The organism is Chitinophagaceae bacterium (genome assembly GCA_030053935.1).
GTDB lineage: Bacteria > Bacteroidota > Bacteroidia > Cytophagales > JASGCU01 > JASGCU01.
On sequence record JASGCU010000061.1, the window covers coordinates 1 to 14,080 of the forward strand.

Here is a 14,080-nt window from a genome sequence, read left to right on the forward strand (position 1 = left end):
AGTTTTATGTATATTTTTGGATGATTTGGCGGGCTGTTTGCTCGTCGTTTTGGATTTGTTTTTGTAATAGGGTGATAGATTCAAATTTTTTATCGTGCCTTATAAAGTGCAAGAATTCTACTTCTATATGTTCTCCGTAGATGTTTTCAGAGAATTGGAATATGTTTATTTCTATTTTTTCTTTTGCGTGATTGGTTGTTTGATTATTGCCGTGGTATAGCATTCCGAAGTATTTTATGTGCTTTACGGAGGTTTTTACGAGGTATATTCCGTGCATGGGGATGAGTTTTTCGGGGTTATGTATTTGGATGTTAGCGGTTGGGTATCCGAGAGTTTTTGCTATTTTGTCGCCGTGTATTATTGTTCCTTGTATGGTATAATTTCTGCCTAGTAGTTGGTTTGCGGTGGTTATATTTCCTTCGGATAGTGCTTTTCTAATCTGGGTGGAGCTGATTGTTTGTTTTTCTATTTCTATTTTTGAGATTTCTTCTACTTCGAATCCGTATAGTTCTCCTTTTTTTTTCAGCAGTTCTATATTTCCTTCTTTGTTTTTTCCGAATCGGTGGTCGTATCCTATGATTATTTTTTTTGTGGATAAGGCGTTTACGAGTATTTCTTGTATAAATGTTTCGCTGCTCATTTCTGATAGTTCTTTTGTAAATGGGAGTTTTACTATGGCATCTATCCCTATTTCTTGTATGAGTTTTGCTTTTTCTTCAAAGGTAGTGAGACATTTTATAGGTGTTCCTTTGAGGATTGTTTGGGGGTGTGGGTAGAAAGTTATGATGAGGGATTTGTAGTTTTTGAGTTGTGCTTGTTCTTTTATTTTTTGGATAATGTTTTTATGTGCTGTGTGGACTCCGTCAAAGGTTCCTACGGTGAGGATTGTTGGTTTTTGTTGGGTTGTTGTATATATGTTCTCTATGATTTCCATTTTGTGTTATTTTTTCTATAAAGTTGTTGATTTCGAAGGCATCTGTGAGAGAGTAATTACCGATTGCGGTTCGGGATAGTTCTGATAAGTATGCGCCGACTTGGAGGTTTTCTCCTATATCTCTTGCAATGCTTCTGATGTAAGTTCCTTTTGAGCAGTGGATTTTGAATTCTATTTCGGGTATTTGAAGGTGTGTTATATAAAATTCTGATACAGTAATTTTTCTTGGTTTTAGGGTAATTTGTTCGTTGTTTCTGGCTTTTTTATATGCTCTTTCTCCGTTGACTCTGATGGCTGAGTACTGGGGTGGGATTTGTTCTATTTCTCCGATAAACTTTGTTATATGCTCTTGGATTATTTTTTCGTTCAGATGGTTTGTGGGTTTGGGTTCGGATATGGGAGTTTCGGCATCGTGGGATGGGGATGTTTTTCCGAGGATAATTTTTCCTGTGTAGATTTTAGGGAGGTTTTGGAAGGTTTCTAATGTTTTTGTGAGTTTTCCTGTGCAGATAATAAGGAGTCCTGTGGCGAGGGGGTCGAGAGTTCCTGCGTGTCCTATTTTTTTGATTTTGAGAGCATATCGGAGTTTATTTACGACATCAAAAGAAGTCCATCCTTTGGGTTTATTGATGGTTATCATTTCTCCTTCTTCAAAGTTGTATGTCTCTTTCATTGTATATCAGAGTTGTGTTATTATTGTTATTATACCTATTAATGCGCACCATATGGCGAAGTAGATGAGTTTTCCTTGTGATACGAGTTTGAGCATCCATTTGCATGCGATGATACCGCTTATGAATGCAAAAACAAATCCGAATAGGAGTGCGTTTATGTTTGTAGATGTTCGGGATGGATTTGGTATAAAGTCTATTATTTCTAAAAAAGTGGCTCCGAAAACGGGAAGTAGGACCATGAGGAAAGAAAATCGGACTACTTTGGTTTTTTCTATTCCTAATAAAAGTCCTGCGGATATGGTAGCACCTGAGCGAGATAATCCGGGTAAAATGGCTATCATTTGTGCTATTCCTATTATAAATGCTTTTTTATAGGTAATGTTTCCGTTGTTTTCTTTTGTTTTTATATATATGTAAGAAAGGGTCAAGAGAGTGCTTGTTAGTAGTAGACAAGATCCTACTAAAAGAAGGTTTTGGTTAAAGAGAGATTCTACTTGTTTTTTCATGGTTAATCCTATTATTCCTACGGGTATCATAGAAATAGCTATTTTTGTGATGTATTGAGTATTTTCGTTCCATTGGATTTTGAAAAGTTCTTTGAGCATTTGTAGAATTTCTTTTCTTAGAACGATGACTGTGCTGAGAGAGGTTGCCCCGTGGACTATTATTGAAAAGAGTAGGTCTTGAGATGCTTCTATTTGTAAGAGGTGTGCAAATATTTCTAAGTGTCCGCTGCTGCTTACGGGAAAGAATTCTGTGATTCCTTGTAAAATTCCTAATATTATAGCTTCCTGAATAGTCATTATTTTTTAGGATTTATGAGAATAGCAATATATTGGATTAAGAATCCTATGAGTACTACTATTGGTCCTATGGTTATTCCTAATAATCCGAATCCGTATGGTTCTTTATCTAAGGTCATTATGTAGAATCCGATGATGAGCAATGCTATACCGATGAGCATTACTGTGTAATTTTTTACTTGGAAAGGCATTTCTTTCTTTACGGATTTTACTGGAGGAGAAAGTATTTTTTTTACTGTTTTTTTTGTTGACATAAATTCTTTTTTTTCTTGCTTGTTCATGTTTTTTAGTTAATAGAGTTCGTCTAACGACATTTTTAAGTATTTATTTATAGAATAGAGAGTGCTAAAGAATCCTACACACATTCCGAATAAGACTAATGAGATATATAAAAATAACATTTCTTTGTTTTTTTGGAGTTCCATTATATTTTCTACTTTTGCTTGTATGTATTTTAAGAGAAAAAATAAAGATGTACTTGCAATAGTTCCGCCTATAAATCCATATATTATAGATTTTATGAGGAATGGTCGTTTTATGAATAGGGGGGTGGCTCCTACTAGTTGCATACTACGGATGAGGAATCGTTGGGAGAATAGTGCGAGTTTAATAGTGTTATTTATGAGTATTATTACGGCAAAGAATAAAAAAGATGCGAATAAGAGTAGTATGAGTCCGATTCTTGTAAGGTTTGCGTTGATATTTTCTATGATATTTTTTGGGTAAACGACTTCGAATACTCCTCTTATGCTTTCTATTTCGGTTTTTATGGATTGGAATCTTTGTGTTTTTTGAAATTCGGGATGTATTTTTAAGATGATTGCGTCTCTAAGTGGGTTTGTGCCTATTACTTGTAGAAAATTTTCTCCTGTTTCTTGGATGAAATTTTTTGCGGCTACTTCTTTTGATATATATTCAATTTGTGGGATATTATTTTTTCTTACGATGAATGCTTTTTCTGAGAGTGTTTTTTGAATTTGTATGGCTTCGGGTAGGGTTATGTTTTTATGGAGGAATATTTGGATTTCCACATTTTCTCTAATAATTTTTGTGAGGTTTTTTGTAAATAGGGAGATAATGCCAAAAGATCCGAGTATAAATAGAGCGAGTGCTATTGAAAATATAACGCTTATAAATGGATAATTTCCAAGTGTTTTTTTTTTTATCATCTTTGTTATTTGAAAAATTATTTTTTATTTTTAAGGGTTAAGTATTTCTTCTTCGGAATATATTATTTTTTTACTTGTGGTGTTTATAGTAATATTTTCATCTTTACAATCTATGAGAATTGTTATTTGGTCTTTTATGAGTTGTGGGTTTTCTTCGGGGAATGATTCGTTATCTAAAATAATATCGGATATAGGGTCTTCTATATATTTTTGGATGGTTCTATAGAGTGGTCTTGCTCCGTATTGTGGGTCGTATCCTTTTTCTATTATGAAGTTTTTTGCTTCTTCGGTAAGTTTTACTGTGTATCCTATGTTTGTTATTCGTTCAAAAACATTTTTTATGATGTTATCTATAATTTTGTAGAGGTCTTGTTTTTCGAGGCTTTTAAATATAATAATGTCGTCTAATCTGTTCAAGAATTCGGGGTTAAAAGTTTTTTTCAGTGATGTTTCTACGATAGATTTCATTATTTCGTATTTATTTTCTTGTTTTGTTTGGGAAGCGAATCCGATTCCTGCTCCGAAGTCGTTCATATTTCGCATGCCGAGGTTTGATGTCATTATTATGATAGTATTTCTGAAATTTATTTTACGTCCCATACCATCGGTGATACTACCATCGTCTAATATTTGTAGGAGGATATTGAATATAGCGGGATTTGCTTTTTCTATTTCGTCTAGTAGTATTACGGAGTATGGTTTTCTTCTCACTTTTTCTGTGAGTTGTCCTCCTTCTTCGTATCCGACGTATCCGGGTGGTGCTCCTATTAATCTTGTTACGGCTATGGTTTCCATGTATTCGCTCATATCTATTCTGATAAGGGCTTCATTTTTTTCGAAGAGATATTGGGTCAGTACTTTTGCGAGTTCTGTTTTTCCGACACCTGTTGGTCCTAGGAATATAAAAGATGCGATGGGTTTTTTAGGGTCTTTGAGTCCTACTCTATTTCTTTGGATTGCTTTTACTACTTTTTGAACTGCTTCGTCTTGTCCTATTATTTTTTCTTGGATATCTTTTTGCATGGACATCAGTTTTTTTCTTTCGTTTTGATTGATTTTTTTTACAGGTATTCCTGTTATAGAGGCAACTACATCGGCAACATCTTCTTCTTGTACTATATGTTTTGTGTCTTTATTTTTTTTATGCCATTCTTGTTTTGCGTTTTCTAGTTTTTGGTTGAGTTCTTTTTCTCTGTCTCGGAATTGAGCGGCGTTTTCGTATTTTTGTTCTTTTAGGGCTTCATTTTTTTTTCTTTTTACTCCTTCCAGTTTTGTTTCTATGTCGGTTACTTCTTTTGGTACATAAATATGTTTGATATGGACTCTTGCTCCTACTTCGTCGAGAATATCTATAGCTTTATCGGGTAAAAATCTGTTTGTGATATATGCTGCGGATAGTTTTACGGATTGGTTGATAGCTCCTTCTGTATATTCTACGTTGTGGTGGGTTTCATATTTATCTTTTATGTTGTTGAGTATTTGTATAGTTTCTAGTATAGATGGTTCTTCTATTATAACGGTTTGGAATCTTCTTGCTAATGCTCCGTCTACTTCTATATATTTTTTATATTCGTCTAATGTGGTGGATCCTATACATTGAATTTCTCCTCTTGCGAGAGCGGGTTTTAGCATATTACTTGCGTCTAGGGTTCCTACTGCGTTTCCGGCACCGACCATGGTGTGGAGTTCATCTATAAATAGAATAATGTCTTTTGATTTTCCTAGTTCTGCCATAATTGCTTTCATTCGTTCTTCAAATTGTCCTCTGTATTTTGTTCCTGCAACTACGGAGGTGATGTCTAAAGAAACAACTCTTTTATTATAGAGTATTCGGGATACTTTTTTTTGTATTATTTTAATAGCAAGTCCTTCAGCTATAGCTGTTTTTCCTACACCTGGTTCCCCTATGAGTATTGGGTTATTTTTTTTTCTTCGGCTGAGGATTTGTACTACTCTTTCTATTTCTGTATCTCTTCCTACAATTATATCTAATTTATTTTCTTCGGCGAGTTTTGTTAAATCACGAGAAAAAACATCTAATGCGGGGGTTTTACTTTTTGTTTCCGATGAAGCTTTAGTGTTATTTCCATAATTGCGTTGATTATATACGTCTTCTTTTTCGTGTTGGTCATTGAATTCGTCAGATTCTTCATCTGATTCGGGGTTGAATAAGGAATACATATTTTTATTATCGGTGCTTTTATTATAGAGTATATCTTTGACTGCGTCGTATGTAATTTTAAATTTATTAAGCACTTTACATATAAAGGTTTCTTGGTCGCGTAGTATGGCAAGTAATAGATGCTCTGATTCCACTATATCACTTTTTTGCATTCTTGCCTCTAAGTATGTTTTTTTCATAATGGCTTCTGTTTCTTTTGTAAGGGGGATACTTATATTTTTTTTTGTTTCTTGAGGATTGTTTTGTTTTGATTCATTGGGTGATTCGTTATTTTTAATACGCAGTTCTATATATTCTTTTATATCATTGGTGGGCGTATAGAGTTGTTCTAAAATATCCATAGCAGCGCATTCTTTGTATCTTATTATTCCTAACACTATATGCTCGGGGGCTATATAGTCGTGATGGATTCTTATCGCCTCTTCCTTGCTGCTCATGATAATTTCTTTTACTTTGTTTGAAAATCTTGCTTCCATATTATTTTCTATAATTGATTAGATGAGATTACGGCTTTTAATGATTACTTACAAGAATGTATTTTAACAATTTCATAAATTAAGAATATTTTTAAGAATTATGAAAAACTAAAAATAGTGTCTTATTTAAAATTCTTTTTTTTATTAAAATATCAAAATTATGTTTTATTAAATATATTAAGCAAAAATAATGTCAATATATATTTTAATTTTTACATTCGATGAATAATACCATATTTTCTAAACATATTGAAGCCGCAAAAAGAGTTTTTGAGATAGAATCAAAAGCAGTATCAGACCTTTCTCATCAATTAGACAATCAGTTTGCGGAGGTAGTAGAATTGATTCTGCGTAATAGCGGGAGAGTTATTATTTGTGGTATCGGAAAGTCGGGTATAATTGGACAAAAAATATCTGCTACTCTTTCTAGTACGGGGACTTCCAGTTTTTTTTTACATCCTGTGGAAGCATTTCACGGAGATCTGGGGATGGTGACAAAAGAAGATATTTTTATTGGAATTTCTTACTCAGGGGAGACAGAGGAGCTTTTAAAACTTATTCCTTATATAAAAAATAGAGGTGTTCCGAGTATTTGTATCACAGGGAATGTTCATTCTACTTTGGCAATGAACTGTGATTTTATTTTAAAAGTAAAAATAGAAAAAGAAGCATGCCCTCTTGAATTAGCTCCTACCAGCTCTACTACATCTACTCTTGCTATGGGAGATGCTCTATCAATAGCATTGATGAACGCAAGGGGATTCAATGAAGAAAACTTTGCTCAATTTCACCCAGGGGGAACATTAGGAAAACGGCTTCTCACCACCGTAGAAAATTGTATGGTAAAAGATAATCTACCCATCATTTCCGCATCTACTCCTCTGAAAGAGGTCATTTCTGCAATCAATTTAGGTCGTCTTGGTTTAGCAATTGTCGTTGATGAAAGAAAAATAGTCGGTATTATTACTGATGGGGATATTAGAAGAGCAATAGATACCCATTCAGAACATTTTTTTACCCTTTGTGCATCAAAAATAATGACTTTTACTCCAAAAACCATTACAAAAGATATGAAAATGGCAGAAGCAGAACAATGTATGACACAATATAAAATTACTTCTTTGATTGTGGAAGAAAATAATTACCCCATAGGCGTGATACAGATTTACAATGTATCTATCTAATTTCAATTTCTTATTCTATTTATCTTACATTTTAGACCCGTGAATTATCTTAAATATTATTTAGTTTCCTTTGCTGTGATTATTGTTGACCAAGCTATAAAATTATACGTGCATTTTTTTATTCCTCTCGGTAGTGCGGGTGAAATATCTGTGATAGGGGATTTTTTGAAAATACATTATTTGACAAATCCTGGAATGGCATTTGGAATGAAGTTTGACTTGGTATATGGCAAGTTTATCCTTTCCTTTATTAGATTGGGAGCAATGTTTGTTATTTCGTATTATCTCTATCTCTTTATAAAAAATAAGTTTACTCCTCTGTTTTTGTATTCCTGTTCGCTCATATTGGGAGGTGCTATCGGAAACCTTATAGATTCTATTTTTTATGGTGTATTGTTGCACAATGCTCCTTATGATTCCATTACTCCTTGGTTTCATGGACAGGTAATAGATATGATTTATTTTGATATATGGGAAGGGTATGTTCCCGAATGGATCCCTTATTTTGGAGAAAATTATCTTTCCCTTTGGCCCGTGTTTAATATCGCCGATGCGTCTATCTTTACAGGGGTTTGTATCATCCTTTTGTTTCAAAATACTTTTTTCAAAAACAAATCTTTTTTTAAAGACGTTCAGAAAGATAAAACAAATGAACTATAATGCTCTCTTTCATACTTCTATAACTCTCAAACAAGAAAAAGAATGGATAAGCCATTATTTTTCTAAACTCAATAGTGATACGAGACATTTTGTAAACTCCAATGATATATGCACTCCCATAGAATGTGTGGAGGAAATGGTAAATAGTATTCCCGCTCACTTTTGGGAGAAAGAGAACCTGAAAATATTGGACTGCTGTGCAGGAAATGGCAATTTTCATTCTTATATATCCTTAAAAACACCCCTCAAAAACCTGTATTTTAACGAAATAAACACCAAAAGAATACAACATCTCCAAGAGTATTTTGGAACAGATATACAACTCACGACTCAGGATTTTTTGTCTTTTGATGAAACAGAAAAATATGATTTGGTAGTAGCCAATCCTCCGTATGCTCAATTTCATAATAACCAAAGGGTCTCAAAAAATCATAACCTCTCCCGTTCTTTTATAGAAAAAGCATTACAGGTTACCAAACAAAATGGATATATTCTCTTTATCGTTCCTAATAATTGGATGTCACTTTCGGATAGAAATATTCTACCGAACCTAATGAGTCAATACCAATTTATCCATCTCAATATACACGGGGCTAAAAGATATTTTCCTAAGGTAGGATCTTCTTTTACATGGTTTCTCCTGCAAAAAACCCCCAATACTCATTCTTTTTCCGTAGAAAACCATTATATATGGAAAGATACCCAATCCGTAACCTTAGATACAGGCGTAGATCACATCCCGTTGTATTATTCAGATTTAGTAAATAGTATCTTTCGCAAGACCATTCGTAACAATTCCTTGCCCAAATACAAAATACAAACATCCAGTTATCTCCATAGGCATACTAAAAAACATCTTTTGAATCCCCACCCTGATGAACAGCATACTTACAAACTCATTCACACACCCTCTCAAACCGTTTGGAGTAAAAAACCACATATATACCAAGATGGTTACAAAGTATTTCTTTCTTTGAGCAACCAATATGGAACTTTTATTGATACTTGTGGAATGACTCAAAGCATTGCTTTTATAAGATGCTCTTCTCAAGAAATAGCAGAGAAAATAAAACAAGAATTAGATAATCCTATTTACAAATTTTTAAATAATCTTACCCGATACGGAAATTTTAATAATATACGAATACTTCAAAGGTTTCCTCTGTGGGAAAGTTTTCAATTGACGGAAGAGGAGTACGCTTTTGTGCAACACTGTAATCAAAAATACTATGGGAAAAAGGAAAAATAAAAACATTATTCATTAGGGACAGAGGCAATACAAAATGAATTTTGGTATAAAGATTTTTCTTATAAAGAATATTTTATCCCATTATGTATCCTAAAACCCAATAAAGAATCAGAGAAAATAGAAATAGAACCAATAGACCATGAAAAAATAAATATGGAAGGATTAGTATATATTTTTGTAATAGAAGAAAAAATATTTAAAATAGGGCATACTATAAACTCTATAAAAGAAAGAATAGCATCTTATAATTGCGGGAAAATAGAATATAGAATCGCGGGAACAAACTCTACTACTAATTATTTTGTATTGCAAAGTTTATTAAAAATAAACAAACATGTTATGGTATATGCATTCTTTCCCGACCAGCCACAATACGAAGTCTTTGGAAAGTTCTATAAAGATAGTTTTCCTCCATCTAAAAGGGCAGAAAATATTATAATAGAATATTTCATAGAAAAGAATGGAAGAAAACCAATAGGATGCACACAAAAATAAAACACATAAAAATAATAGAACGGATAGTATAAAAAATACTATTAGGAGCGAAAAATTAATCTTTAAAATCTATTTCATTTTTTTATTCGTAAAGAATGAATGAGAGATATACTAAAAATATAACCAAATCCTATACAGGCAATTGCTTGGAACAGAAGGGGAACGTATTCTTCCAATAAAAATAAAAATATAATACCAACCAATAAATACAGCATTATAATACCTTCCATACCAGTAAGCAAATTGAGAGATGACACCACATATGTATTTTTATGGTATATATCTATATTACATTTTGGGGTTCTATAAAAGGGTGTCTTTCTCCCTATCCATCCTTCTATAACAGCAATAGAATTATGCAGGGATAATCCCATGAAGACAGTAATAAAAACGATGTATTTTCCTAAAAACTCCAAAAAAGATTTCTTGGGGTTTCTTTTTTTATTGGTTATATAATAGAAGAAGAATATACATCCAAACCCTAAAAAAAAGAAAGAGGAAAGATGAAAAAAAACTTCTGTGCTTGGAAAGGTATTTTTTATCACAAAGGCGGGAAAAGTGAGCAGTACCGTAAGCATAATAAAAGGAAAGATACCGCTATTGAACAGATGAGCGGTAGCTACTATTTTTTGAACGAGAAGCATGTTATGATGCCATATTTTTTTGATATATTTTTTTGAGGTTTCCGCCGCTCCTTTGTTCCATCTGTATTGTTGTGATTTTATTGCGGATATATACACAGGGAGTTCCGATGGACTTTGAACATCTTCTATATATAAAAATTTCCATCCTTGCATTTGTGCCTTATAACTCAAGTCCAAATCCTCTGTAAGTGTATCTGATGACCATCCTCCTGAAGAGAGAATACATTCTTTTCTCCAAACTCCTGCTGTTCCATTAAAATTTATAAAGCCTCCCAAAAGTTGTCTCCCATTTTGTTCTACTGTAAAATGAGCGTCTAGCCCAAATGCCTGTAACTTTGTTAAAAGAGACGAATGAGCATTCAAATAACTCCAACGCGTTTGCACCATTCCTATGTTTGTATCTGAAAAATACCCTAATACTTTTGTGAGAAAGTCCTTTTCGGGTAAAAAATCTGCATCAAAGATGGCTATAAATTCTCCATTAGCCTGTAGCAATCCATTTTGCAATGCTCCTGCTTTAAATCCTCCTCTTCCTTCTCGCCGTATATACTGTATAGGTATTCCTTTTGCTCTGTATTCTTGAGTTTTTTTCAAAAGAATGTCTTTTGTTTCATCTGTAGAGTCGTCTAATATTTGTATTTCCAAACGTTCTCTTGGATAATCCATCAAAACGATATTATCTATCAGTTTTTCTACGATATAGAGTTCATTGTAAATAGGGAGTTGTATAGTCACTTTGGGGTAATGAATCATGGCTGTGGGAATGGGAGCATTGTTTTTTCGTGTTTTATACACAAAGGCAAGGTAAAATTGTGATAAGCCGAAGAGAAATAAAATAAAGAGGGAAAAAAAATAGAGAAAAAGTATTGCAAATATCATTATAGGTATTTAAAAATGGTGTATATAATCTTATACCCTGCCAAAAGAGTTCCTTTGAGAGTGCCTGATATTTTTGAAAAACCTATTCTTCTTCTATAATTGATAGGTATTTCTGTTATTTTGAGCTTCTGTTTTGCTGCTTTTAATTGCATTTCCACGGTCCAACCGTATGTTTTGTCTTGCATTTCTATTTTTAGGAGAGCATCGTATTTTATTGCTCTAAAAGGTCCTAAATCAGAATAATGTACCTTGTATATTATTTTTAAGAGAAAGGTGGCAAGCCAATTTCCGTAGATTTGTTGTGGAGTAAGAGATCCTTTTTCTCTTTTACCTAACATTCGGGAGCCGATGACCAAATCATACCCTTCTTCTATGAGGGGCTTTACTAAATCCGTCATCTGTTCGGGAAAATCAGAATGGTCTCCATCTAAAAAAACTACTATATCTGTCGGATTCCTTCGATCTCGAATATATTGTATCCCTCGCAGACAAGCATTTCCATACCCTCTTTCAGTTTCTTTGAGCACGGTAGCCCCCATTTCTTTTGCTCTTTTATAGGTATCATCGGTAGAACCATTATCTACTACGATGATTTCTTGCACCAATTGTTTTGGTATTTCTTGCAATACCAATGCTATAGCGTTTTGTTCGTTTAATACAGGAATAATAACTCTTATATTTGGCATTTTTTATAATGGATAATTAGGAAATTGTTTTTTAACATCTACTCCTTTGGATTTCAATATATCAGCGTATTTTTTTGCTTGAGTAATGTCTTGTTTGAGAAGAGCAATAGCAGTCAGATAGAGGTACGAATTAGTATTTTCGGGTTCTATAGTTATTGCCTGTTGGAGATATTTTTCTGCACCTTCATATTGTTGTTCATTATAAGCGATTACTCCAAGTCCAAAATAAGACCTTGCGTTCTGAGGGTTCAGTTTTATGGTATTTTCATAACAGAGTTTTGCTTTTTCAAGCATTTTTTTATTTTCATAAATGACCCCTAATCCCATCCAAGATTCCCATTTTTGAGGGTTTACAGATACGGCTTGTTCATAAAAAAAAAGAGCGGAGTCATAATTGTTTTGATTAGCAAACATAGTTCCTAAATTAGAGAGTATTTCTGAGTTTTTTGGATTTATGGTATACGACTTCATCCAACATTCTATTGCTTCTTGATGTTTTCCTTTTTCATACAGCTGATTTGCCAAAGATCTCCAAGGGTCAGCGTGCTGAGGCGAGTATTTTGCGGCATTTGTCCAAAAACTAATTCCATCTCTAAAGTTTTGTATATGAAAAAAACTAATAACACTGAATATTACAATAATAGCCGAAAACACAATGGTTTTTATATTTTTTGCATACACCACAGCAAGATGGGTATTTCTTTTTTTCATTACCTCATTCAAAAAAATAACCCATGCTATTGCAGGGAGATACACCCTATGTTCCAAATAATCACTCAATTTTCCGTCCATATTGGCAATGAGCATACTCGGAGTAATAAATAAAAACCACCAAAGCACTATCCAAATGATTTTTTTTATGGGTAATTTCAGCACAATAAGAATGATGGCTAAAAGTATATACACTCCTATTCCCACAGCAGTGGTGAGGGAAGTAAAAGAAGGAAAAACAGAAAGGTTCATGGGAAGAAAAAGCTTGGAAATGGACTCTGATAGGAAAGGCAAACTTCTCAAAAAAGCATCTATTCCAAATTCTGCTCCCGAAATGCTCAATCCTTTGGCACTAATCTCTTCCAAAATGCTATCTAAAGCCGTTTTTCGCATCAAAAAATACACTCCTATAATAACTATCCATGGCAACATGAGTTGTCTATATATTTTTTTATTATCTGTGAATGGTTTAAAAAGAAAAAGGTAAGCAAAGCAGATAATAATAATGCCCACTGCTGTTTCTTTGGTAAAAAAAGCCACCGATAGCCACAAAAGATGTAAAAAATAATGTTGTATAGATTTCGTTTTTAAAAATAATAAAAAAGCATTCAAAGCCAGAAGCACAAAAATGGTTAAGATACTATCATTCCTGCCCGATATCCACGCAACTGCCTGCACCATCAGCGGATGAACCGCAAAAACTAAGGTAGTTAATAAGCAAGAGAGTTGGTTATATTCTAATAAAATCAAAAAACGAAATAGTAAAAGGCACGCAATAAGATGAAATAAAAAACTGGAGATGTGATATGCCAAAGGATCTGCCCCGCCCATCTGATAATCAAAAATAAAAGTCCCAAAAAGTATAGGTCTGTAATAGACAGGCCAATATGATTTGACAAAGCCCTCCCAAAAATGAGATACTTTTTGAAAATACTCTTTCCCCTCTATAATAAAGGTAATATCATCAAAAGCAACAAATCCAAAACCAAAAGTTTGTGCATATAAAACAAGCAAAACCGCAATAATTATGCCATAAAAACGGATATACATACCATTGTGTATAGGAGGTTTTTGTATAGGAGCGGTTTCTTTTTTGGCAATAGCGGTAGTAACTTGCTGGTTCTTGTTTTTATTTTTATTTTTTTGCATGGTATGCGAAGGTAATGTGGTATATTTGTAAAAAGACGACAAAATAAATGAAATTGTAAAATAACAATCTCTCTCATATTTCCAATAATATATAGAAGGGGGAGGCTAAAAATTGTGTAATTTCGGATAGAAGTGGTGCATGTTAAAGCTCATTTATTTTTTTAATTTAATTTGTAATGAGTATA

General features: G+C 33.3%; 13 protein-coding genes. 4 read left to right on the forward strand and 9 right to left on the reverse strand.

Annotation, left to right across the window (positions count from 1 at the left end):
- Positions 1-4: 4 nt before the first annotated feature.
- The 6 genes from QM536_07000 to QM536_07025 are packed head-to-tail and all read right to left on the reverse strand — an operon-like array spanning position 5 to position 6,238.
- Entirely contained in the window at positions 5-934 is a 930-nt protein-coding gene (locus QM536_07000) for a bifunctional riboflavin kinase/FAD synthetase (protein MDI9356749.1), read from the reverse strand.
- Positions 864-1,607: a tRNA pseudouridine(55) synthase TruB gene (gene truB, locus QM536_07005; GenBank protein MDI9356750.1), complete on the reverse strand. Its 744-nt coding sequence runs from the start codon at positions 1,605-1,607 to the stop codon at positions 864-866. Before truB ends, QM536_07000 begins: the two co-directional genes overlap by 71 nt.
- A gap of 6 nt (positions 1,608-1,613) precedes the next feature.
- A complete protein-coding gene (locus QM536_07010; GenBank protein ID MDI9356751.1) occupies positions 1,614-2,411 on the reverse strand; it encodes an undecaprenyl-diphosphate phosphatase in 798 nt (265 codons plus the stop codon).
- Positions 2,411-2,692, reverse strand: coding sequence for a DUF3098 domain-containing protein (locus tag QM536_07015; protein MDI9356752.1), 282 nt, complete (start codon positions 2,690-2,692; stop codon positions 2,411-2,413). Before QM536_07015 ends, QM536_07010 begins: the two co-directional genes overlap by 1 nt.
- Before the next feature lie 9 nt (positions 2,693-2,701).
- Entirely contained in the window at positions 2,702-3,580 is an 879-nt protein-coding gene (locus QM536_07020) for a permease-like cell division protein FtsX (protein ID MDI9356753.1), read from the reverse strand.
- Between the two features lie 30 nt (positions 3,581-3,610).
- On the reverse strand, positions 3,611-6,238 hold the full coding sequence (locus QM536_07025) for an ATP-dependent Clp protease ATP-binding subunit (GenBank protein ID MDI9356754.1): 2,628 nt from the start codon (positions 6,236-6,238) through the stop codon (positions 3,611-3,613).
- 221 nt (positions 6,239-6,459) lie between these two features.
- Between QM536_07025 and QM536_07030 the strand changes: the two genes are divergently transcribed.
- The 4 genes from QM536_07030 (at position 6,460) to QM536_07045 (ending at position 9,826) form a co-directional block, all read left to right on the forward strand.
- On the forward strand, positions 6,460-7,422 hold the full coding sequence (locus tag QM536_07030) for a KpsF/GutQ family sugar-phosphate isomerase (GenBank protein MDI9356755.1): 963 nt from the start codon (positions 6,460-6,462) through the stop codon (positions 7,420-7,422).
- Between the two features lie 39 nt (positions 7,423-7,461).
- The gene (locus QM536_07035; protein MDI9356756.1) at positions 7,462-8,082 is read left to right on the forward strand and encodes a lipoprotein signal peptidase; all 621 of its coding nucleotides are present in this window, start codon (positions 7,462-7,464) and stop codon (positions 8,080-8,082) included.
- The gene (locus QM536_07040) at positions 8,072-9,331 is read left to right on the forward strand and encodes a class I SAM-dependent methyltransferase (GenBank protein ID MDI9356757.1); all 1,260 of its coding nucleotides are present in this window, start codon (positions 8,072-8,074) and stop codon (positions 9,329-9,331) included. The genes QM536_07035 and QM536_07040 overlap by 11 nt, the downstream gene beginning before the upstream one ends.
- Positions 9,332-9,484: 153 nt before the next feature.
- Positions 9,485-9,826 (forward strand): hypothetical protein, encoded by a 342-nt coding sequence (locus tag QM536_07045; protein MDI9356758.1) that lies wholly within the window; start codon positions 9,485-9,487, stop codon positions 9,824-9,826.
- 74 nt (positions 9,827-9,900) lie between these two features.
- Here the strand turns inward: QM536_07045 and QM536_07050 are convergent, their stop codons facing one another.
- Genes QM536_07050 through QM536_07060 form a run of 3 tightly spaced genes read right to left on the reverse strand, consistent with a single transcriptional unit; the run spans position 9,901 to position 13,895 of the window.
- Positions 9,901-11,349: a glycosyltransferase family 2 protein gene (locus QM536_07050; protein ID MDI9356759.1), complete on the reverse strand. Its 1,449-nt coding sequence runs from the start codon at positions 11,347-11,349 to the stop codon at positions 9,901-9,903.
- Positions 11,349-12,035, reverse strand: a complete 687-nt coding sequence (locus QM536_07055; protein ID MDI9356760.1) for a glycosyltransferase family 2 protein — start codon at positions 12,033-12,035, stop codon at positions 11,349-11,351. The genes QM536_07050 and QM536_07055 overlap by 1 nt, the downstream gene beginning before the upstream one ends.
- Positions 12,036-12,038: 3 nt before the next feature.
- Entirely contained in the window at positions 12,039-13,895 is a 1,857-nt protein-coding gene (locus tag QM536_07060; GenBank protein MDI9356761.1) for a tetratricopeptide repeat protein, read from the reverse strand.
- Positions 13,896-14,080: the final 185 nt, after the last annotated feature.